The 21928-nt window shown below is 62.9% G+C and carries 21 protein-coding genes and 1 tRNA gene; 11 read left to right on the forward strand and 11 right to left on the reverse strand.

All coding sequences use genetic code 11. The annotated features are described in order from the left end of the window. The first annotated feature begins 114 nt into the window (after positions 1-114). From WH367_RS11465 to WH367_RS11480, 4 genes are all read left to right on the forward strand, one after another. Positions 115-190: transfer RNA gene (locus tag WH367_RS11465), tRNA-Asn, on the forward strand. 131 nt (positions 191-321) lie between these two features. Then, complete coding sequence (gene aat / locus WH367_RS11470) at positions 322-1122, forward strand: leucyl/phenylalanyl-tRNA--protein transferase (protein WP_445228104.1); 801 nt, start codon at positions 322-324, stop codon at positions 1120-1122. Further along, a complete protein-coding gene (locus WH367_RS11475; RefSeq protein ID WP_339536169.1) occupies positions 1115-1873 on the forward strand; it encodes an arginyltransferase in 759 nt (252 codons plus the stop codon). Before aat ends, WH367_RS11475 begins: the two co-directional genes overlap by 8 nt. A gap of 54 nt (positions 1874-1927) precedes the next feature. Then, entirely contained in the window at positions 1928-2725 is a 798-nt protein-coding gene (locus WH367_RS11480; protein ID WP_021024885.1) for an IclR family transcriptional regulator, read from the forward strand. Between the two features lie 69 nt (positions 2726-2794). Here the strand turns inward: WH367_RS11480 and WH367_RS11485 are convergent, their stop codons facing one another. From WH367_RS11485 to WH367_RS11515, 7 genes are all read right to left on the reverse strand, one after another. Beyond that, positions 2795-3922 carry a serine hydrolase gene (locus WH367_RS11485; RefSeq protein ID WP_027010406.1) on the reverse strand — a complete coding sequence of 376 codons (1128 nt, stop codon included), beginning with the start codon at positions 3920-3922 and terminating at the stop codon, positions 2795-2797. 117 nt (positions 3923-4039) lie between these two features. Then, positions 4040-5578 carry a 2-isopropylmalate synthase gene (locus tag WH367_RS11490; RefSeq protein ID WP_021024887.1) on the reverse strand — a complete coding sequence of 513 codons (1539 nt, stop codon included), beginning with the start codon at positions 5576-5578 and terminating at the stop codon, positions 4040-4042. A 154-nt stretch (positions 5579-5732) separates the two neighbouring features. Then, positions 5733-7457, reverse strand: coding sequence for a 2-isopropylmalate synthase (leuA, locus tag WH367_RS11495; protein WP_339517596.1), 1725 nt, complete (start codon positions 7455-7457; stop codon positions 5733-5735). Positions 7458-7678: 221 nt separating this feature from the next. Continuing rightward, positions 7679-8566, reverse strand: a complete 888-nt coding sequence (pssA, locus tag WH367_RS11500; protein ID WP_312990404.1) for a CDP-diacylglycerol--serine O-phosphatidyltransferase — start codon at positions 8564-8566, stop codon at positions 7679-7681. A gap of 205 nt (positions 8567-8771) precedes the next feature. Continuing rightward, positions 8772-9788 carry a ketol-acid reductoisomerase gene (ilvC, locus tag WH367_RS11505; protein ID WP_230773062.1) on the reverse strand — a complete coding sequence of 339 codons (1017 nt, stop codon included), beginning with the start codon at positions 9786-9788 and terminating at the stop codon, positions 8772-8774. Between the two features lie 353 nt (positions 9789-10141). After that, positions 10142-10633 (reverse strand): acetolactate synthase small subunit, encoded by a 492-nt coding sequence (gene ilvN / locus WH367_RS11510; protein ID WP_021024891.1) that lies wholly within the window; start codon positions 10631-10633, stop codon positions 10142-10144. A gap of 142 nt (positions 10634-10775) precedes the next feature. Beyond that, positions 10776-12566, reverse strand: a complete 1791-nt coding sequence (locus tag WH367_RS11515; protein WP_339536172.1) for an acetolactate synthase 3 catalytic subunit — start codon at positions 12564-12566, stop codon at positions 10776-10778. 305 nt (positions 12567-12871) lie between these two features. On the opposite strand from WH367_RS11515, the gene WH367_RS11520 reads away from it, so the two are divergent. From WH367_RS11520 to WH367_RS11545, 6 genes are all read left to right on the forward strand, one after another. Then, positions 12872-13435, forward strand: coding sequence for an RNA polymerase sigma factor (locus WH367_RS11520; protein WP_182345611.1), 564 nt, complete (start codon positions 12872-12874; stop codon positions 13433-13435). Beyond that, a complete protein-coding gene (locus WH367_RS11525; RefSeq protein ID WP_021024894.1) occupies positions 13432-13866 on the forward strand; it encodes a DUF3619 family protein in 435 nt (144 codons plus the stop codon). Before WH367_RS11520 ends, WH367_RS11525 begins: the two co-directional genes overlap by 4 nt. Then, positions 13863-14798, forward strand: coding sequence for a DUF3106 domain-containing protein (locus WH367_RS11530; protein WP_339536174.1), 936 nt, complete (start codon positions 13863-13865; stop codon positions 14796-14798). Before WH367_RS11525 ends, WH367_RS11530 begins: the two co-directional genes overlap by 4 nt. Positions 14799-14808: 10 nt before the next feature. Further along, entirely contained in the window at positions 14809-15378 is a 570-nt protein-coding gene (locus WH367_RS11535; protein ID WP_339536175.1) for an RDD family protein, read from the forward strand. Positions 15379-15505: 127 nt separating this feature from the next. Further along, positions 15506-15952 carry a diacylglycerol kinase gene (locus tag WH367_RS11540; protein ID WP_339536177.1) on the forward strand — a complete coding sequence of 149 codons (447 nt, stop codon included), beginning with the start codon at positions 15506-15508 and terminating at the stop codon, positions 15950-15952. Continuing rightward, the gene (locus tag WH367_RS11545; RefSeq protein WP_021025145.1) at positions 15949-16545 is read left to right on the forward strand and encodes an LOG family protein; all 597 of its coding nucleotides are present in this window, start codon (positions 15949-15951) and stop codon (positions 16543-16545) included. The genes WH367_RS11540 and WH367_RS11545 overlap by 4 nt, the downstream gene beginning before the upstream one ends. A 111-nt stretch (positions 16546-16656) precedes the next feature. On the opposite strand, the gene WH367_RS11550 is transcribed toward WH367_RS11545, so the two are convergent. After that, a complete protein-coding gene (locus WH367_RS11550; RefSeq protein ID WP_021025144.1) occupies positions 16657-17952 on the reverse strand; it encodes an MFS transporter in 1296 nt (431 codons plus the stop codon). A gap of 73 nt (positions 17953-18025) precedes the next feature. Further along, positions 18026-18994 carry an ornithine cyclodeaminase family protein gene (locus tag WH367_RS11555; protein ID WP_339536179.1) on the reverse strand — a complete coding sequence of 323 codons (969 nt, stop codon included), beginning with the start codon at positions 18992-18994 and terminating at the stop codon, positions 18026-18028. Between the two features lie 199 nt (positions 18995-19193). Here WH367_RS11555 and WH367_RS11560 point away from each other — a divergent pair, with 199 nt between their 5' ends. Further along, positions 19194-19808 (forward strand): helix-turn-helix domain-containing protein, encoded by a 615-nt coding sequence (locus WH367_RS11560; protein WP_339517588.1) that lies wholly within the window; start codon positions 19194-19196, stop codon positions 19806-19808. Between the two features lie 84 nt (positions 19809-19892). Here the strand turns inward: WH367_RS11560 and WH367_RS11565 are convergent, their stop codons facing one another. Then, positions 19893-20231: a P-II family nitrogen regulator gene (locus WH367_RS11565; protein WP_021025141.1), complete on the reverse strand. Its 339-nt coding sequence runs from the start codon at positions 20229-20231 to the stop codon at positions 19893-19895. A 145-nt stretch (positions 20232-20376) separates the two neighbouring features. Further along, the gene (locus WH367_RS11570; RefSeq protein ID WP_339536181.1) at positions 20377-21834 is read right to left on the reverse strand and encodes a SulP family inorganic anion transporter; all 1458 of its coding nucleotides are present in this window, start codon (positions 21832-21834) and stop codon (positions 20377-20379) included. Positions 21835-21928 lie beyond the last annotated feature (94 nt).

Consider the following 21928-nt stretch of genomic DNA (forward strand, 5'->3'; position numbering starts at 1 on the left):
GCTCAGTTGGTAGAGCGCCGGACTGTTAATCCGTAGGTCCCTGGTTCGAGCCCAGGTTGAGGAGCCAAAGAATTTTTTGGCTTTGCAATCGCACAAAGCCTGTTCACTGTTTATTCCTCAATAGCTCAGTTGGTAGAGCGCCGGACTGTTAATCCGTAGGTCCCTGGTTCGAGCCCAGGTTGAGGAGCCATTCAAAAAGCCTGCACGGCCGTGCAGGCTTTTTTGTTTTTGCCGCCCCCGGCCCGCAGCGGCGGCAGAACTGCAGTATTTGTCACCCCCGCGTAGCCTTGGGGGTCAGCAGCGCGCCATTTGGCCGCTACCATGGCAGGCAACACCATGAGCGCCAACCACCACACGCCCCCGCTTGCCTGGCTGCAAGCCGATGACGACTTTCCACCCGTGGACATGGCCTGGGGGCCCCACACCCCGCACCCCGGCCTGCTGGCCGCCGGCGGCGTGCTTGACAGCGCCCACCTGCAGCAGGCCTACCGCCAGGGCATCTTCCCCTGGTTCAGCGAGGGCTCCCCCATTCTGTGGTGGTCCACCGATCCGCGCATGGTGCTGCAACCGGCCAACTTCCGGCTGCACCGCTCACTCAAACAGGCGATCCGAAAGTTCGAGCAGGATCCAAGCAGCGAGCTGCGCATCGACAGCGACTTTGCCGCCGTGATTGCCGCCTGCAGCCAGCAGGACCGCCCGGGCCAGGATGGCACCTGGATCGTCGACGACATCCAGGCGGCCTACACCCAGCTGCACCGGGATGGCTGTGCCCACAGCGTGGAGCTGTGGCAAGGCGGCCAGCTGGTGGCCGGCCTGTACTGCGTGGCCATTGGGCGCGCGGTGTTTGGCGAATCGATGTTCACCACCGTGCCCAACGGCTCCAAGATCGCACTGGCCGCGCTGGTGCAGATCTGCCGGCGCGAACAGGTGCCGATGATCGACTGCCAGCAAAACACCGGGCATCTGGCCTTCATGGGCGCTGCCGAAGTGCCGCGCAGCCGGTTTTTAGAGAATGTGCGCACGCAAATAGCGCTGCCCCCTATGCGCTGGGAGTTTGCATCTCGCGATGGGACTGACATAATCCCACTATCTGAAATGACATCTCCGCATCCGGATGAGTAGGCTGAACGAACTACCGCTGCACAGCTTGCAGTTTTATGCGACAGCGCCCTACCCATGCAGCTATCTCGAAGCGCGCATGGCGCGCTCTCAGGTAGCCACGCCCAGCCACGCCATCCAGAACGATGTCTACTCCGAGCTGATCCAGCAGGGCTTTCGCCGCAGCGGCCTGTTCACCTACCGCCCCTATTGCGACGGCTGCCAGGCCTGCGTGCCCTTGCGCGTGCAGGTGCAGGACTTCAAACCCAAGCGCCACCAGCGCCGCGCGCGCAAGCAGCACCAGGCGCTGGAGGTGCGCGTGCTGCCGCTGGGTTTTCTGCGCGAGCACTACGCGCTCTACCTGCGCTACCAGTCGGCGCGCCACACCGGTGGCGGCATGGATGAGGACAGCGTCGAGCAGTATTCGCAGTTCATGCTGCAAAGCCGGGTCAACAGCCGCCTGGTGGAGTTTCGCGAGCCCGCGCAAGGCCAGCAGCCCGGCGCCTTGAAGATGGTCTCGATCATCGACATCCTCAACGACGGCCTGTCGGCCGTCTACACCTTTTACGAGCCCGAGGCCCACACCAGCTACGGCACCTACAACGTGCTGTGGCAGATTGAACAGTGCCGCGCGATGGGCCTGCCCTACCTCTACCTGGGCTACTGGATTGCCGCCAGCCCCAAGATGCAATACAAGGCCGATTACCAGCCCTATGAGGTCTATATCGACCAGCGCTGGCAACCGGGCCAGCTCGCCAACCATTGCGCCCCTTGATCGCTCCGATCAAGCGGCTCCCCCTCTTTTTGTTATTTGAGCGCCAGTCTACGCATGACCAAAACCACACATGACACCGTCACCAAGCCCAGCGTGCAAGTGCTAGAGCGCATGTTCACGCTGCTGGACGTCCTGGCCACGCGCGAGGAAGCGGTGTCACTCAAGGAGCTGAGCGAGATCACGGGCCTGCACCCGTCGACAACGCACCGCATCTTGAACGACCTGACCATTGGCCGCTTTGTGGACCGCCCCGAATCGGGCAGCTACCGCCTGGGCATGCGCCTTCTGGAGCTGGGCAACCTGGTCAAGGCGCGCATCAATGTGCGCGAAGTCGCCCTGCTGCCGATGCGCCGGCTGCACCTGGCCACGCAGCAGGCCATCAACCTGAGCATGCGCCAGGGCGATGAGATCGTCTATGTGGAGCGCAGCTTCAGCGAGCGCTCGGGCATGCAGGTGGTGCGCGCCATCGGCGGCCATGCGCCGCTGCACCTGACATCGACGGGCAAGCTCTTTTTGGCCAATGACGAGCCCGAGCGCGTACGCGCCTACGCGATGCGCACGGGCCTGGCCGGCAACACCAAGAACAGCATCACCAATTTGGCGGTGCTCGAGCGCGAGCTGTCCAAGACCCGCCAGTACGGCGTGGCGCGCGACAACGAGGAGCTGGAGCTGGGCGTGCGCTGCATGGCAGCAGGCATCTATGACGACCAGGGGCGCCTGGTCGCCGGCCTGTCGGTGTCGGCCCCCGCCGACCGCCTGGAAGACGCCTGGACCACGCGCCTGCAGGCCACAGCCAGCGAGATCTCGTCCGCACTGGGCTTTGACGAGCACCGCCAGCCCAACGCACGCTGAGCCCGGGCAGGCCATCACCCCCACGCAAAAAAACCTGCCGAGGCAGGTTTTTTTGTGGGCGCAGCGCGCTCAGTGCTTGGCCAGCAGCTGCGCGCCCGAGCCTTCGACCCAGTGGCGCACGCGCTCGGCATCTGCCAGACGGCCAAACTTGCCGGCCGAATCCAGGAACACCATGATGAGCTTGCGGCCGGCGACCTGGGTCTGCATCACCAGGCAGCGTCCTGCTTCGGAAATGTAGCCAGTCTTTTGCAGGCCGATATTCCAGTCCGGGTTGTGCACCAGGCGGTTGGTATTGTTGAACTGGAGGGTGCGCTCACCCACTTCCACCTGGTAGGACGGCGAGGTGGTCAGATCGCGCATCAGCGGATCGGAGTGCGCGACATTGACCAAGGTGGCCAGGTCAAAGGCGCTGGACTGGTTGGAGCTCGACAGACCGGTGGGCTCGACATAGCGGGTATCGGCCATGCCCAGCATCTTGGCCTTCATGTTCATCATGCCGACAAAGGTCTGCAGGCCACCGGGGTAGGTACGGCCCAGCGCATGGGCTGCGCGGTTCTCGCTGGACATCAGCGCCAGGTGCAGCAATTCGCCACGCATCAAGGTGGTGCCCACGCGCAGACGCGAGCTGCTGTGCTTTTCGGTATCCACATCGTCCTGGGTGATGGTGATCATCTCGTCCATCGGCAGCTGGGCCTGGGAGATGATGAGGCCGGTCATCAGCTTGGTGAGCGAGGCGATCGGCAGCACGGCATGGTCGTTCTTGGACAGCAGCACTTCATGGGTGTCCTGGTCGAGCACCAGGGCCACGCTGGATTTGAGTGCCAGCGGATCGGTCACATCATGCAGACCGGCCATCTGGCCAAAGGACTGGCGCTCGGGGATGATGACGGCGGCGGCAACGGCAGCGCGCCCTGCGTGGCGCCCTGCCTTGGCCAGTGTGGTCTTGCCCTTGCTGGCTTTGCCGGCGACCTTTTTAGAAGCGGGGGCAGCAGCGGCCTGCTTGTGGCGGCCATTGCGCTCACCCTTGGAGGCCACAGCCGCCTGCTTTTTGCCGGCCTTGGCCTGCACATGGGCCTTGGGAGCGGGCTTGTTCTTGGTGCTGGCCTGCACGCTGGGAGCGGACAAACCAAAGGCCAAGGTACAAATTGCAAACAAATGTGAAAAACGACGCAAAACACTGCGATGACGTAGCGCCATTATTCTGCTCCCTACAAATACGATAGCTGACAGCGGAAATTTGGATTTAAAAAATCGCGCAAATTCATTAACTTACGCGATTCTTCAATTATTTAAGTGAAATTATATTCCGAAGTCTCAACCTTGTGCAGCTACTCGCTCCGTAGGATTTTGTAACTTGTTTAGTGCAGCGATGTAAGCCTTCGCTGACGCCACCACAATATCAGGGTCTGCGCCTACACCATTGACCACACGGCCGCCCATCTGCAAGCGTACGGTCACCTCGCCCTGGCTCTCGGTCGAGCCGCTGATCGCATTGACGGCATACAGCACCATCTCGGCGCCGCTGCGCGCCTGCGACTCAATCGCCTTCATCGAGGCATCGACCGGGCCGTTGCCAGTGGACTCGCCGCGCACCTCCTGGCCATGGGCAATCAGCACCACGCTGGCCTTGGGCTGCTCGCCCGTTTCGCTCGATTGCGACAGCGAGACAAAGCGGTAGGTTTCGGCCTGCGCCTCGGCGCCTTCCATGTGCACCAGTGCGAGGATGTCTTCGTCAAAAATTTCGCTCTTGCGGTCGGCCAGGTCCTTGAAGCGGGCGAATGCGGCATTGATCTCGCTTTCGCTGTCCATCACCACACCCAGCTCCTGCAGGCGCTGCTTGAAGGCGTTGCGGCCCGAGAGCTTGCCCAGCACGATCTTGTTGGCGCTCCAGCCCACGTCTTCGGCACGCATGATTTCGTAGGTGTCGCGGGCCTTGAGCACGCCATCCTGGTGGATGCCGGAGGCATGGGCAAAGGCATTGGCCCCCACCACGGCCTTGTTGGGCTGCACCACAAAGCCGGTGGTCTGGCTCACCAGGCGGCTGGCGGCCACGATGTGCTGGGCATCGATGTTGACATCGAGGCCAAAGTAGTCGCGCCGCGTCTTGACGGCCATGACCACCTCTTCGAGTGAGCAGTTACCCGCGCGCTCACCCAGGCCGTTGATCGTGCATTCCACCTGGCGTGCACCACCGATCTTGACGCCGGCCAGCGAATTGGCAACGGCCATGCCCAGGTCGTTGTGGCAATGCACCGACCAGATGGCCTTGTCGCTGTTGGGAATGCGCTCGCGCAGGTTCAGAATGAACTGGCCATAGAGCTCGGGGATCGCGTAGCCGACGGTGTCGGGCACATTGATGGTCGTGGCGCCTTCGGCAATCACGGCCTCGATCACGCGGCAGAGAAAATCAGGGTCGCTGCGGTAGCCGTCTTCCGGGCTGAACTCGATATCGCCCACCAGGTTGCGGGCAAAGCGCACCGACATCTTGGCCTGCTCGAACACCTCATCGGGCGACATGCGCAGCTTTTTCTCCATGTGCAGCGGGCTGGTCGCAATGAAGGTGTGGATACGCGCACGGTTGGCGGGCTTCAAGGCCTCGGCCGCGCGGGCGATATCGCGGTCATTGGCGCGGGCCAGCGAGCAGATGGTCGAGTCCTTGATGATGGAGGCGATGCTCTGGACACAATCGAAATCACCGTTGGAGCTGGCGGCAAAACCGGCCTCGATGACGTCCACCTTCAGGCGTTCGAGTTGGCGCGCAATGCGCAGCTTTTCGTCCTTGGTCATCGAGGCGCCGGGCGATTGCTCGCCATCGCGCAAGGTGGTATCAAAAATAATCAGTTGGTCGCTCATCGTGTGTTCTCCATTGCATTGGTCTTGCGCTGCCGCCGTGCTACCACCGTGGGTGAGTGGAATCTCTAAAACAGGCTGCAGGAAAGCGATCTGCTCGCCCTCCTGCAGCCTGCTTCAACCGCGCTACAGTTTACGTGCTTTGCTCCGCCTGTGGTTAGGCGGTAGCTACTTGTGCAGCCGCTTGTGGCGCTGCCGTTTGCACGCTGGCGACAGCACCGCTACGTGCTACCGCGCTCATCACCGCGCGGAAAGCCGCCTGGGTGCTGTTGCTGTCCATGCCCACGCCGTACAGGCTCTGGCTGTCGCCCACGCGCAGCTCGATATAGGCAGCGGCCGTGGCATTGGCGCCCTTGTCGCCACGGGCATCGCTGGCGGCAACGGCATGTTCGCTGTAATCGAGCAGACGCACAGGAATACCGATGGCGCTGCTGACCGCTTGCACAAAGGCATCGATCGGGCCATTGCCGTGGCCGGCGATGCTGACGGCCTGACCGGCCCACTGCACCTTGCCGCTGATGCGCACGTCATCGCTGTCGTTCGATTCCACGCGGTACTGGGCCAGCGCATGGTTGGCGCTGAGTTGGTACTCGCGCTCGAAGATCTGCCACAGATCCTTGGCGGTGAACTCGGTGCCGGCCGTGTCCATCGCGCGCTGCACCACCTGGCTGAACTCGATCTGCAAGCGGCGTGGCATCGCCAGGCCATAGGCTTCTTCGAGCAGGTAGGAGATGCCGCCCTTGCCCGACTGGCTGTTGACGCGGATCACAGCCTCATAGCTGCGGCCCAGGTCCTTGGGGTCGATCGGCAGGTAAGGGATCTCCCAGATATCGGCATCCTGGCGGGCGGCAAAGGCTTTCTTGATGGCGTCCTGGTGCGAGCCCGAGAACGAGGTGTAGACCAGGTCGCCGGCATAGGGGTGGCGCGCTGGCACGGGCAGCTGGTTGCAGTACTCGACTTCAGCGCGGATGGCATCGATGTCCGAGAAATCGAGCTGGGGCGATACGCCCTGCACATACATGTTCAAGGCCACGTTGACGATATCGAGGTTGCCGGTGCGCTCGCCATTGCCAAACAGGCAGCCTTCGACGCGGTGGGCGCCAGCCATCAAGGCCAACTCGGCGCTGGCCGTGCCGGTGCCACGGTCATTGTGCGGGTGCACGGACACCACCACCTCAGGGCGGCTGGCGAACTTGCGCACCATCCACTCGATCTGGTCGGCAAACACATTGGGGGTGGCGTTCTCTACCGTGGTGGGCAGGTTCAGGATGATGTCGCGGCCTGGGCCCCAGGCGGCAATCGCCGTCTCGCAGGCCTGCAAGGACACCTCAAGCTCGGCGAGCGAGAAGGTCTCGGGCGAGTACTGCAAGACCCATTCGGTGGCGGGCTGGGCATCGGTCAAGGTCTTGAGGTGGCTGACCTGGTCTTTGACCAGGGCCATCACCTCGGGCACACTCATGCCGAACACCACCTTGCGCCAGACCGGGGCCACTGCGTTGTAGATGTGGACGATGGCGCGCGGCGCGCCTTGCAGGGCCTCGACCGTGCGCGTGATCAGCTCAGGGCGGGCGGGGGTCATCACCTGGATGGTGACGTCGGCGGGAATGCGCTTTTCCTCGATCAATTGGCGCACAAAGTCGAACTCGATCTGCGAGGACGCGGGAAAGCCGACTTCGATTTCCTTGAAACCAATCTTGACCAGCATGTCGAACATGCGCAGCTTGCGCGCCAGGTCCATGGGCTCGATCAGCGCCTGGTTGCCATCGCGCAGATCGGTGGACAGCCAGATGGGCGCCTGGGTGATCTGTGCATCAGGCCAGGTGCGGTCACGCAACGCAATGGCTGGAAAAGCGCGGTACTTGCTGGAAGGTTGGGTCAACATGGTTGTCTGGTCTTTCTCATCGGAACAAAAAGTTCGGGGTTGGAAACCAGCAACCTGCTAAAACAGAATCGGCCCGTTGCTGGTGCAAACGGGCCGAGGTGTAGGGGTGAAAAACTGCGCGCTACTCTACCTGCCCGTTGGACATGCTAGTAGTAGAGCTAGGGACAGGTTTTGCATGGCGTTTACTCTAACACAGGTTTTGCCTGGTGTCTGCAAAAAACTCAATCGTGGTGCAAGCCGCGCTCTTCGGGCTCGTCGGTCGAGGTCGCCACGATCGAGACATGCTGGCCCTTGAAGCGGCGCCAGGCATAGATCACATAGCCCGAGAGCGAATAGGCCACAAAGATCAGGAACAGCATCGTGGCCGGCTCGATGCTGACCACCGCCAGCAGCAGCACTACTACCACCAGCGAGATGAAGGGCACGCTCTTGGCAGCGCCCGCATCCTTGAAGCTGTAGTACGGGATATTGGTGACCATGGTCAGGCCCGCCAGCAAGGTGATGGCAAACATGATCCAGGACAGGTCATCGCGGCTGGCCGGATAACCGCCAAACAGCGCAATCACCTGGCCGAAAATCGGCACATCGCGGTGCGATACCAGGAGCGCGCTGGTCAGCCAGATAAAGCCCGCCACCAAGGCTGCAGCAGCGGGCGATGGCATGCCCTGGAAGTAGCGCTTGTCCACCACCCCGGTGTTCACATTGAAGCGCGCCAGGCGCAGCGCTGCGCAGGAGCAATAGACAAAGGCTGCGATCCAGCCCCAGCGGCCCAGCGGGCGCAGCGCCCACTCATAGGCAATGAGCGCCGGCGCCGCGCCAAAGGACACCATGTCCGACAGCGAATCCATCTGCTCGCCAAAGGCGCTTTGCGTGTGCGTCATGCGCGCCACGCGGCCGTCCAGGCTATCGAGCACCATCGCGCAGAACACGCCCACGGCCGCAGCCTCGAAACGGCCATTCATGGCCATCACGATCGAGTAAAAACCGCCAAACAAGGCGGCCAAGGTAAACGAGTTGGGCAGCACATAGATGCCCTTGCGCCACTTGCGCTGCGCAGGCTGCAGTGCATGCGCTGCGGCCTTGGGCTTGGTTTCGTTTTCGTCCAGCATTCAATCCACTCCAGCGCCAGCTATCTCTGCGCAATCAGCTACATATTTTATAGTTTCCGGCAGGCTCGGGCCCGGCCGGCCATGGCCTACAGTGTAGCTTTTGCCAATAGGGGCCCGCCTGGCATGCCCATGAAAAAAGGACTGCCAAGGCAGTCCTTTGCGCATCACCTCGGCGCCGCAGCAGGGCAGCGGCAGCCATCGGGATTTAGTTGCGGGTCTGGTCGACCAGCTTGTTCTTGGCGATCCAAGGCATCATGGCACGCAGCTGGCCACCGACTTGCTCGATCTGGTGATCGGCGGTGTTGCGGCGGCGGGCGGTCATCGATGGGTAGCTCAGACGGCCTTCCTGGATGAACATCTTGGCGTAGTCGCCGTTCTGGATGCGCTTCAAAGCGTTGCGCATGGCCTTGCGCGACTCTTCGTTGATCACTTCAGGGCCCGTCACGTACTCGCCGTATTCGGCGTTGTTCGAGATCGAGTAGTTCATGTTGGCAATGCCGCCTTCGTAGATCAGGTCCACGATCAGCTTGAGCTCGTGCAGGCACTCGAAGTAGGCCATTTCAGGCGCGTAGCCGGCTTCCACCAAGGTCTCGAAGCCCATCTTGATCAGCTCGACCGCGCCGCCGCACAGAACGGCTTGCTCGCCGAACAGGTCGGTCTCGGTTTCTTCCTTGAAGTTGGTCTCGATGATGCCGGCCTTGCCGCCACCATTGGCCATCGCGTACGACAGAGCCAGGTCACGGGCCTTGCCGGACTTGTCCTGGTGCACAGCGATCAGGTGGGGCACGCCGCCGCCTTGGCTGTAGGTGTTGCGCACGGTGTGGCCAGGGGCCTTGGGCGCCACCATCCACACGTCCAGATCGGCGCGGGGCACGACCTGGTTGTAGTGCACGTTGAAGCCGTGCGCGAACACCAGCGAAGCGCCTTGCTTGATGTTGTCCTTGACGTTGTCGTTGTAGACCTTGGCGATGTCTTCGTCAGGCAGCAAGATCATGACCACGTCAGCGGCCTTGACAGCATCGTTGACTTCCATCACGGTCAGGCCAGCCTTCTCGGCCTTGGGCCAGGAAGCGCCAGACTTGCGCAGACCGACGATGACCTTCACGCCACTGTCGTTCAGGTTCTGCGCATGCGCATGGCCTTGCGAGCCGTAGCCGATGATGGCGACGGTCTTGCCTTTGATGAGGGACAGGTCACAGTCCTTGTCGTAAAAAACTTTCATGCTTCGCTCCGTTGGTATCAGTCAAAAATTCAGAAATTCAAACAAACATTCTCAAGAATCTGCGTCGTCAGGGGGCCTTGCCGCAGGTCCTGAAGCCAGCAAATAAGCTCCCGCTACAAAAGCGCCCAATCCTACTATGAGTACTAGCCAGGGGTTGGTGCGCCTCGAAGCGTTTTCGTCGGGCTCGCCAAAGATGCCATCACACAAGCGCTGCTGTGTGAAAAGGTCCTGGGACAGACTGCAATCAGGGTCATCCGTCTGCACCCAGGCCACCACCAGCACAAGCCCCACCAGCAGCAGCACCACCCCCACCGCCTGGCGGGCATGGCGTCGCAGCCGGTGACACCAGCGCATTACACGCGCAAGATGCGTTCACCGCGCCCGATGCCGCTGGCACCGGTACGCACGGTCTCGAGGATGGCCGACCGGTCGATCGCGCTCAGGAAAGCGTCGTTCTTGGCCTGGTCGCCGGTCACCTCGATGGTGTAGCTCTTCTCGGTCACATCGATGATGCGGCCGCGGAAGATATCGGCCATGCGCTTCATCTCCTCGCGCTCCTTGCCGACCGCCCGCACCTTGATCATCATCAGCTCGCGCTCGGTATAGGCGCCTTCGGTCAGATCGACCACCTTGACCACTTCAATGAGTCGGTTGAGGTGCTTGGTGATCTGCTCGATGACGTCGTCCGAGCCGGTGGTGGTGATGGTCATGCGCGACAGCGAGGCATCCTCGGTGGGCGCCACAGTGAGCGACTCGATGTTGTAGCCACGGGCCGAAAACAGGCCCACCACGCGCGACAGGGCGCCTGGTTCGTTCTCCAGGAGAACCGCAATGATGTGTTTCATAAGAACAGATTCCTCTTTTCGCTACCCTCCCCCGGCGCCGGTAAGCGCAGGGCTCGGTAGACAATAGATTCGTCAGAAAGGGAAAACCCAAGGGAAGGCTGGACGCGCGCTTGCCACAAGGCGCGCCAAGCCAGAAAGGCGTTTACAGATCGTCCGCGCCCAGCAGCATCTCGGTGATGCCCTTGCCGGCCTGGACCATCGGGAAGACGTTCTCGGTCGGATCGGTGCGGAAATCGAGGAACACACTCTTGCGCTCTTCGCGGGCAATGCGCCGCGCCTCGCGCAGCGCGGGCTCCACATCCTCGGGCTTCTCGATCAGAATGCCCGCATGGCCATAGGCTTCTGCCAGCTTGACGAAGTCAGGCAGCGAATCCATGTAGCTGTGGCTGTAGCGGCCCGAGTACTCGATCTCTTGCCACTGGCGCACCATGCCCAGGAAGCGGTTGTTGAGCGCGCAGATGATGATCGGCGTCTCGTACTGGCGGCAGGTGGCCAGCTCCTGGATGTTCATCTGCACCGAGCCTTCGCCGGTGATGCAGAACACCTCGGCATCGGGCTTGGCCAGCTTGATGCCCATCGCATAGGGAATGCCCACGCCCATCGTGCCCAGGCCGCCCGAGTTGATCCAGCGGCGCGATTCCTCAAAGCGGTAGTACTGCGCCGCCCACATCTGGTGCTGGCCCACGTCCGAGGTCACATAGCAGTCCGCATCGCGGGTCATCTGCCACAGCGTCTCGACGACGAACTGGGGCTTGATCACGTCCTTGTTGCCACGGTCATAGCGCAGGCAATCACGGCTGCGCCAGCCTTCGATGGTCTTCCACCAGTTCTGCAGTGCCTCGGCATCGGGGCTGGCCACGCTCTCGCGCACCATCGCGATCAGCTCGGTCAGCACTTCCTTGCAGTCGCCCACGATGGGCACATCCACCTTGACGCGTTTGGAGATCGACGAAGGGTCGATATCGACATGGATGATCTTGCGCTCCACCGACATGAAGTGCTTGGGGTTGCCGATCACCCGGTCATCAAAGCGCGCACCGACGGCCAGCAGCACATCGCAGTTCTGCATCGCGTTGTTGGCTTCGATCGTGCCGTGCATGCCCAGCATGCCCAGGAATTTCTTGTCGCTGGCCGGGTAGGCGCCCAGGCCCAGCAAGGTGTGGGTCACCGGGTAGCCCAGCAGGTCCACCAGGGTGCGCAGCTCTTGCTCGGCGCCGCTCAGCAGCACGCCGCCACCGGTGTAGATATAGGGACGCTTGGCCGACAGCAGCAGCTGCAAGGCCTTGCGGATCTGGCCGCTGTGGCCCTTCTTGACCGGGTTGTAGGAGCGCATCTCCACCGTCGAGGGATAGCCGCTGTAGGCCACCTTCTTGAAGGACACGTCCTTGGGGATATCGATCACCACGGGGCCAGGGCGGCCCGTGCGTGCGATATGGAAAGCTTTTTTCATCGTCAGCGCCAGGTCGCGCACATCCTTGACCAGGAAGTTGTGCTTGACGATGGGGCGCGTGATACCGACGGTATCGCATTCCTGGAAAGCATCCGAGCCAATGGCCGTCGTGGATGTCTGACCGGAGATCACGACGATAGGGATGCTGTCTGTGTAAGCAGTGGCAATACCGGTGACTGCATTCGTCAGGCCGGGGCCGGAAGTGACCAGGGCCACGCCCACCTCACCGGTGGCACGGGCAAAGCCGTCTGCCGCATGCACTGCTGCCTGTTCGTGGCGAACCAGCACATGGTTGATGGTGTCTTGTTTGTAGAGCGCGTCGTAGATGTAGAGAACTGCACCGCCGGGGTAGCCCCACAGCTGCTTGACGCCTTCGGCCTGCAGTGCCTTGACCAGCACTTCAGCGCCCATGAGTTCTTGGGATTTCTGCGCGGACTGATGCGCCGCTTGCGCCGAGTTCTGCTCGGCCTTGGACATTTCCATGATCAACCTTTGTGAATTTCTCTAACGAAAAACCTCTGGTGCTCCTCGCCCAGCTCTTGTGGAGCCTGCTTGGAACTTGAGGCCAACGGACATGGGCGAGATGCTTGCGACGCCGGACCGTGACCCTTTTGCTTTTTGATGCTTATACATTATCGCACTGCAGCATTGCTTTGCGACAAACCACGGATTTTTTTTCGATAGGATGCGATAATCTAGGGCTTGATGCGGTGTTTTTTGCCACACTTGGTTTATTTGCCCGGGTAAAAAGCGAGAAATCTCTGAATAACCACGGTGTTGGGTACGATTTGGCCACAGAACGAGAACTGTCCGACTTTCTGAAAAGCGTTGAAAAGCGAGCTTTCAAGCGCTCGCTTTTTCATGTGCGCGACCAGGAAGCAGCGCTCGACATCGTGCAGGACAGCATGATGAAGCTGGCCGAGCACTATGGGGACAAGCCGCCCAACGAGCTGCCGATGCTGTTCCAGCGCATTCTGTCCAACAGCACGCTCGACTGGTTTCGCCGGCAAAAGACGCGCAACGCGCTCTTTACGACGATGAGCGACTTCGAAGGCCCGGATGACGAGGGGGAATTCAACCTCCTCGATATCTACAACGCCGACAATGGAGAGGCCGAGCAGAGTGCCGAGGACCACACCAACCGCAAACAAACCCTTGCATTAATAGAAAAAGAGATACAACAGTTGCCAGCGCGTCAACGCGAAGCGTTTCTGATGCGTTATTGGGAAGAGATGGACATCGCAGAGACTGCAGCAGCCATGGGTTGCTCAGAGGGAAGTGTAAAAACCCACTGCTTTCGCGCCATCCAAACCTTGAGTAAAGTGCTTAAGGCCAAAGGAATCGTGCTATGAACCGCTCAAACACCGCCCAAACCGTTGTCAATGCTGAAATTTTTGCCCGCCGCGTCACCGCCCGGCTGAGCGAAGCCGAGGCTGATCTCGACTACGACATCAGCGAACGTTTGCGAGCGGCCCGCGAGCGCGCGCTGTCCCGCCGCAAGGTGGTGGCTGTGCCCGCGATTGCACGCCAGCCCCAGCAGGAGGCTGCACCTTCTGGCAAACGCAACTGGTGGCGCGCCGTGGTGTCGGCCGTGCCGCTGAGCGCGATGGTGGCCGGCCTGGCCTTCTTCAACGGTGTTCAGGCGGACGAAGGCGCCAGCGAAATGGCCGAGTACGATGCCACCTTGCTGGCTGACGAGCTGCCGCCAAGCGCCTATACTGATCCTGGTTTTACCCAGTTTCTGAAGATTGCTGCCCAAAAGCAGCCCACTGACAAGCGTTGAGACACGATTACGATAACGACGAGGTAGCCGGCAACTCGCCCGCCCCTTCGAGCATCCCCGCCCTGGCAGCCAGTCTTTTGCTGGCTGCTTTTGCTGTTGTGGGCATCTACGCCGGCAACAAGGCCGCCAACATCTACGGCAGCGCCGCCAGCGATCTGGTCAGCGCCAACAGCGTCACGCGCTCGAGCAGCCCGCGCAATGAAGGCCCGAGCTGGGAAGCGCTCGATGACGACCAGCGCACCGTGCTCGCGCCGCTCGAAGAGCAGTGGAACTGGCTGACCACCCAGCAAAAAAGCCGCTGGACGATGATCGCCGACAGCTTTGACGATTTCTCCCCCGAAGAGCAGCTGCGCATTGCCGAGCACATGAAGGAATGGGCCAAGTTCAGCCTGTCCGACCAAAGCCAGGCGCGGCTCAACTACTCGAACATCAGCAGCCTGTCGGCCGAGGAAAAGCGCAAGCTCTGGGAAGATTACCAGGCACTCAGCGCCCGTGAGCGCAAGCGCCTGGCCCAGGGCGGCGTGCTCTACCACGGTGGCGTGGCGCTGGCGCCCCGCCCCACCGCCCGCAGCACCGGGCGCCTGGTCAAGGTGCCCGCTGCCGCCATCAACCCCAACCGCGCCAACCCGCCCAAGATCCTGCCGCCGCCCGAGATCCGTGTGCAGTCGCGCGGCATGGTGACACCGGTGGAAGTGGGGCCGCTCAGCGGGCCCGCCCCGGCGGCCAATGGCGCAGCGCATGCCCCAGCCCCCGCGCTGCCACCGGCGCCCCCTCCGGCCTTGCCGCCTGCCCCGGTGGTGGAGACCGCGCCGGTGCAAATGCCCGCGCCTGTTACCTCTTCGCCGCTGCCCCCGCTCGACGCCCCCAGCCGGCCACCAGCGGGCGAATCACAGTCGCGCAACAGCGACAGCCCGGTGCACCCGCCGACCTGATACTGTTCGCATGCAGACCCCCTCCAGCACAACAGCGCTCTCCCAGGGCCCTCTCGCCACCAGCGCGCTGTTGCGCGCACCGCGCCTGGCGCGGCGCATGGCCTGCTGGTTGTACGAGGGCATGCTGATGTTTGGCGTGGTCTTCATGTCGGGCTACCTCTACAGCTCGCTGAGCCAGACCCGCAATGCGATGGACAACCGCCATGGCCTGCAGCTGTTCCTGTTCATCATCTTTGGCATCTATTTCACCTGGTTCTGGCACAAGGGCCAGACCCTGGCGATGAAGACCTGGCAGATCCGCATCGTGGATCGGAATGGCCAGCCGTTGACCCAGGGCCGCGCGCTGCTGCGCTATGTCTGCAGCTGGCTGTGGTTTCTGCCGCCGCTGGTCGTCAGCATGCCCTTTGGCCTGCCGGTGGGCGAAATCGTCGTGCTGCTGAGCGGCTGGATCGTGGTCTGGGCGCTGGCCAGCCGGCTGCACCCGCTGCAGCAGTTCTGGCACGATGCGCTCGCGGGTACCCGCCTGGTCAGCGCCGAGCGCCCTGCGCCAAAAAGCACGGCGCCTGATCCGTCGGACTAGATGGACCCCTGTTGCGCCGGCGATGCTGGGCGCAAGAGCCACGCAGCGCGCCGATCAAATGCTGCAGTGCAATAATATGCTTTGTGTCGCCCGCGCTGTGCCATGATGGGCGACTACCACGCTCCCTATGAACCAGCCCGATCCCCGCCCCCCCTCCGAGCCCGCCGCGCCAGCGCACAGCCTGGCCGACATCCACGCCGCCAACCCGCAAAAAAGCCGCACGGGCCTGACACGGGTCTGGCATGCCGCTGGTTATTCGCTGCAAGGCCTGCGGGCCGGCTGGGGCGAAAAGGCCTTCCGCATGGAAGCCCTACTCGCGCTGCTGATGCTGCCCGCCTCCGTATGGCTGGCACGTGACTGGCGCGACTGGGCCTTGCTGATCACCCCGGTTTTCCTGGTGCTGATCGCTGAGCTGCTCAACACCGGGATCGAGATGGCGATGGACCGCTTTGGCCCCCAGTGGCATGCACTGGCCAAGAAGGCCAAGGACATGGGCAGTGCTGCCGTGTTCCTGGCGCTGGTGCTGTGCGCGGCGGTGTGGCTGCCTGCCTTGTATGAAAGATTGCTGAAATGACCAACTCCCCAAGCTTTTCGATGTGCGTTTACTGCGGCTCACGCCCCGGCAAGGCCGACGCCTTTGGTGAGGCCGCCCAGGCCGTGGGCCACTGGATTGGCAGCCACGGCGGCCAACTGGTCTATGGCGGCGGCAAATCCGGCCTGATGGGCACGGTGGCCCGCGCCACGCGCGAGGCTGGCGGCCGCGTGGTCGGCGTGATCCCCAAGGCTCTCGTGGACCGCGAGCTGGCCAATGAGCTCTGCGACGAGCTGCATGTGGTCACCACGATGCACGAGCGCAAGGCGATGATGGCCGAGCGCAGCAATGCCTTTATCGCCATTCCCGGCGGCATCGGCACCTTTGAAGAGCTGTATGAAATCTGGACCTGGCGCCAGCTGGGCTACCACGACAAGCCCATCGGCATCCTCAACGCCCATGGTTACTACGACGGCATGCTGCAGTTCCTGCAGCAGTGCGTGGGCCAGGGCTTTATGGACGAGTGGCAGATGGGCCTGATCAAGAGTGGCGACGACCATGCCGCACTGCTCGCCCAGCTGGTCGAAGAAGCCGGTCTGTCGCAGCAAAGCGATGCGCTGCGTGCCGTGATCTAAACCGCGCCCCGCAGACACCAAAAAGCGGCCCGTTGAACGGGCCGCTTTGCTTTTGCGGGGTCAGCACCGCCGCTTTGGAATGAAGCGGCAGCGGTGCTGGGGACCGACCGCTTAGTCGTTGTCCGCCACCGTTTTGGCAAACGCAATGCCGATCAGCGAGATCACTGCGGTGCCCACGATGTACCAGGCCACCGGCACCCAGGAGCCGTTGTATTTGTTGAGCAGCCAGGTGGCGAGCAGGGGCGCAGTGCCGCCGGCCAGCGCCGCGCCAATCTGGTAGCCCAGCGTGATGCCGGTGTAGCGCACACGGGTCGAGAAAATCTCCGAGAACAAGGTGCCCAGCACGGCGGTGATGGGCGCCCAAACGAGACCCAGGCCGACGACGGTGGCGATGACCAGGCTGGTCATCGTGCGCTGCTCGAGCAGCATGAAGTACGGGAAGGTGAAGGCGGCCATTACCAGGGTGCCAGCCACAAACATGCGCTTGCGGCCAATGCTGTCCGACAGCCGCCCCATCAGCGGGATCATCAAGGTGGTGAGCAGGGTGGCGATGGTCACCGCATTGAGCACCGAGATGCGCTCAAAGCCCAAGGTAGCCGTGGCGTAGCTGACGATAAAGGTCGAGAAGATATAGAACGGCGCCGTTTCGACAAACTTGATGGCGACGGCCACCAGCACCGCGCGCCAGTGGTAGCGCAGGGTTTCGACCAGCGGGATCTTGGCCACATTGCCGCTGGCCTTGGCCTGCTTGAACGCGGGGGTCTCATCAATGCCCTTGCGGATCCACAGGCCCAGGAACACCAGGATGGCGCTCAGCAGGAACGGCACGCGCCAGCCCCAGGCCAGGAACTGGTCATCGGGCAGGGTGCTCATCACGGTGATGGCCAAGGTGGCCAGCACCATGCCGATGGTCACGCCCATCTGCGGCACGCTGCCAAACAGGCCCTTGCGGTTCTTGGGCGCGTATTCGTAGGCCAGCAGCAGCGCGCCGCCCCATTCGCCACCAATGCCCAGGCCCTGCACCAGGCGCAGCACGATCAGCAGGATCGGCGCCCATATGCCAATTTGCTCATAGCCCGGCAGCAGGCCGATCAGCACGGTGGCGCCGCCCATCAGCGACAAGGTGATCACCAAGGTCTTCTTGCGCCCGATGCGGTCACCGATGTGCGAGAAGATAAAGCCGCCCAGCGGCCGGATGAAAAAGGTCAGCGAGAAGGTCAGGTAGGACAGCATCAGCCCCACGACCGGGTCGGTGGTTGGGAAGAACACCTTCCCAAACACCAGCGCCGCCGTGGTCGCATAGAGGAAATAGTCAAACCACTCGATGGAGCTGCCCATCAGACTGGCAATCAGTACTCGCTTGTTGGTGGCCGCAGACGCTGCTGGCTCGGTCGAAGATGTGCGCATGGAAGGGATGTGAACAGGTAGCAAAGGAAAGGGGGAAGAGTGGCCGGGCCCGCACAGGGCCCGGCGCAGCAGATCAGGTGGCCGAGGCGCCCGAGGTACCCGCAGCGGCAAAGGCGTCAAAGGCCAGCGAGGCGGCGGCCAGGTCCTCCAGCGCCGTGCCCACGGCCTTGAACAGCGTGATCTCCTCGGCGCTGCGGCGGCCCGCATGCTGGCTGCGGCACAGCTGCTCCAAGGTGGCAGCCAGGCCGCTGGCCTCCCAGGCGCCGCTGGCGATGGGCGCCAGAATATCGCCCGCCTTCATCAGCGCTTCAGGCGTATCGACAAAAACGGTGGCGCGGGCAAAGCAGGCGTCATCGCTCTCGCGCATCGCCGGGGTAAAGCTGCCGATCAGGTCCAGGTGCACACCCGGCTGCAGCCACTCGCCACGCACCAGGGGCGCGTTGGACAAGGTAGCGCAGCTGATGATGTCGGCCTGGCGCGCCGCCTGCTCCAGGTCGGTGGCGACCGAGGCTTGCAGGCCCTGCGCCTGCAGGCGCGCCACCATCGCTTGTGCGGCCTCGGGGCGGATATCCCAGACCTGCACCTCCTGGATATCGCGCACGCAGCGGTAGGCGTCGGGCAGCAGGCTGGCCACGCGGCCGGCGCCCAGCACCAGCAGACGGCGGGCATCGGGGCGGCTGAGCCAGCGCGCGGCCAAGGCCGATGCCGCAGCGGTGCGGCGCGAAGTGATGGCATCACCATCGAGCACCGCCAGCGGGGCGCCGGTGGTCGCGTCATACAGGATAAAGACCGAATGCAGACCCGGCAGGCCCCGCGACTGGTTGCCCGGGAAGATGGACACCGTCTTGACCCCCATGCGCTTGCCGGTCTGCCAGGCGGGCATCAGCAGCAGGATGCCGTCGTCGGCGCCCGTCTGGCTGGCGATCTGGTGGTTGTGGCGCAGTGGCACTTCGCAGCCGGCGATGAACATCTGTTCCAGACAGTCGATCAGGGCCGCCATGGGCAGGTGTTGCGTGGTGTGGGTGGAGTCCAGGATCTGCATGTGGCGCAATAAATCTACTAAAGAGAATTAATTTTCGTATACGAAATTTAATGCAGTTTGAGACAATAAATTTCTTAAATCTGTTCTTTCTGTCTAGGGTTTACCCGAGAATTGGGCCTAAAACGCGGCCGCCACGGCTGCGCTGCGCCACGGGCCAGCGCAGCGCCCCCTACACTGGCGAGCACCACAAGAGCCTGCCATGCCCCACGCCCCCCTGCCCCACCACAACGCCGGCGCCGATGCCACCACCGATGTGCTGGCCACCAAGCTGCGCCTGCTGCGGCGCGATGCCGATCTGACCTTGCAGCAGCTGAGCCAGCGCTGCGGCATCTCGGCCTCGGCGCTGTCCAAGATCGAGCACGGCCAGCTCTCGCCCACCTATGAAAAGATTGCGGCGCTCGCACGCGGGCTGGATGTGGACGTGGGCGAGCTCTTCAGCCCGCTGCAGCAAACGGGCCTGCGCGCGCGGCGCAGCATCACCCGCCAGGGCGATGGCCTGGTGCACCGCACGCCGCAATACGTCTATGAGCTGCTGCATGCCGACCTGGCCGACAAGCGCTTTATTCCGCTGCTCACCACCATCAAGGCCCATGAGCGCAGCGCCTTTCCCCAGTTGCTGAGCCACGATGGCGAGGAGATGCTGTATGTGATGCGCGGCAGCGTGGTCATCCATACCGACAGCTATGCGCCGCTGGAGCTGGCCGCTGGCGACTCCTGCTATTTCGACAGCGTCATGGGCCATGCCTGCATCTCGGGCGGCGATGAGGATGCGCAGGTGCTGTGGATTTGCTCGCACACCACGATCAAACCCTGAACCCGCTGCCCAGCAACCGGTAGCAGGCATGAAAAAAGCGCCTGGCTTGCCAAGGCGCTTGTGCGGATGCGGGTGGGGCCCCGATCAGACCGCCGCTTCGTCCAGATCACCGGTACGGATACGGATCACGCGCTCGACCTCGGTGACGAAAATCTTGCCATCACCGATCTTGCCGGTGCGGGCGGCGTTGACGATCGCGTCCACACAGCGGTCCACATCCTCGTCCTTCACGGCGACTTCGATCTTCACCTTGGGCAGAAAGTCCACCACATATTCCGCACCACGGTAGAGCTCGGTGTGGCCCTTCTGGCGGCCAAAACCCTTGACTTCGCTGACGGTCAGACCGGTCACGCCCACATCCGCCAGAGCTTCACGCACCTCGTCCATCTTGAAAGGTTTGATAACGGCGGTAATCATTTTCATAAAGCTCTCCTGGGATGGGCATATACACGCTGCGCAGGCGATGCGCGCAGCAACTGGGGCTATTGTGCGTCAAGATTCCGGCTTCGGCACCTCCGGGGCCAAATCTCCAGGCATTGGCTTCCCAGGCCCTGGCCCCATCAGATCTCTAAACGCCGTCCAGCCGCAGGTCCAAACGGGCGGCCAGCGCCTGGCTTTGGGCGTTCAGGCCGGTCACCCGCACGGCGCTGCCATGCTTGCGCAGCCGCGCGCAGACCTTGGCGAGCGCCTGCACCGCCGTGATGTCCCAAAGATGCGCCTGCGCCATGTCGATGCGCACCGGCCGGCCCTCGATCTCGCGCACATCAAAGGCATCAACCAGCAGATCGGCCGACGCAAAGAACAGCTGGCCGCGCACGGCGTAGACCAGCTCGGCATCGCCGCTGCGCTGCACCTGCAGCAGCCTGGACACCTTGAACATGAAGAACACGCCGCTCAGCAGCACGCCCACCGCCACGCCAGCGGCCAGGTTGTGGGTGGCGATGGTGACCACCACGGTGGCGAGCATCACCAGGCTCGACAGCTTGGGATGCTTGAGCAGCGCGCGGGCCGATCCCCAGTCCAGGGTCGAGGCCGACACCATGACCATGATTGCGACCAGCGCCACCACCGGCACCTGGGCCACCCAGGGTTTGAGCAGCACCATCAAGCCCAGCAAAAAGGCACCGGCAAACAAGGTGGACAGCCGGCCACGCCCGCCATAGCGCACATTGCTCACACTCTGGCCAATCATGCCGCAGCCTGCTATGCCACCAAAGCAGCTGGCCGCGATATTGGCCAGGCCCAGGCCGCTGCATTCGCGGTTCTTGGCGCTGGGGGTATCGGTCTGCTCATCGACCACGCTGGCCGTCATCAAGGATTCGAGCAGGCCCACCATCGCAATGGCCAGCGCCGGCAGCGCAATCAGCTGCAGGGTCTGCAGCGACAGCGGCACATCGGGCAGCGCCCAGCTGGGCAAGGTAGCGGGCAGGTGGCCCAGGTCGGCCACGGTCTTCAGGGGCAGATCCAGCGCATGGGCTGTGCCCGTCAGCACCAGGATGCAGATCAGCGGCGACGGGATGGCCGTGCTGATGCGTGGCAGGCCGTAGATGACCACCAGGCCCAGCGCCAGCATGGCCCAGGTCGCGCCATTGGCCCCCACCAGGTGCGGCAGCTGGGCCGCAAAAATAAGCACGGCCAGCGCATTGACAAAACCGGTGCGCACCGAGCCCGAGACAAAGCGCAGCAGCACGCCCAGGCGCAGCCAGCCAAACAGCACCTGCATGGCGCCAGCGAGCAGGCCCGCTGCCAACAGGTACTGCAGGCCATGGGCCTGCACCAAGGGTGCTGCGACCAGGGCCACCGAGCCGGCAGCGGCCGACACCATGGCCGGCCGCCCACCCGCAAAGGCAATCACGATGCTGATGACAAAGGAGGCGAACAGGCCCACCGATGGATCAACCCCGGCGACAAAGGAAAAGGCGATGACCTCGGGGATCAGCGCAAAGGTGGCGACTGCGCCGGCCATCAGCTCGCGCGGCACGCTCGGCGCCCACTGGGCGCGAAAATAATGAACAAAAGGGGACATGGCAAAGCCCGCACCCGGCAGCGCCGGGTACAGCTCCAAAAATACGAAGGAAGGGCGGCGGCGCAGGCGGGCCGCGCGATGCCGCGATCAAAGG

This window comes from Comamonas sp. MYb21 (genome assembly GCF_037479395.1).
GTDB lineage: Bacteria > Pseudomonadota > Gammaproteobacteria > Burkholderiales > Burkholderiaceae_C > Comamonas.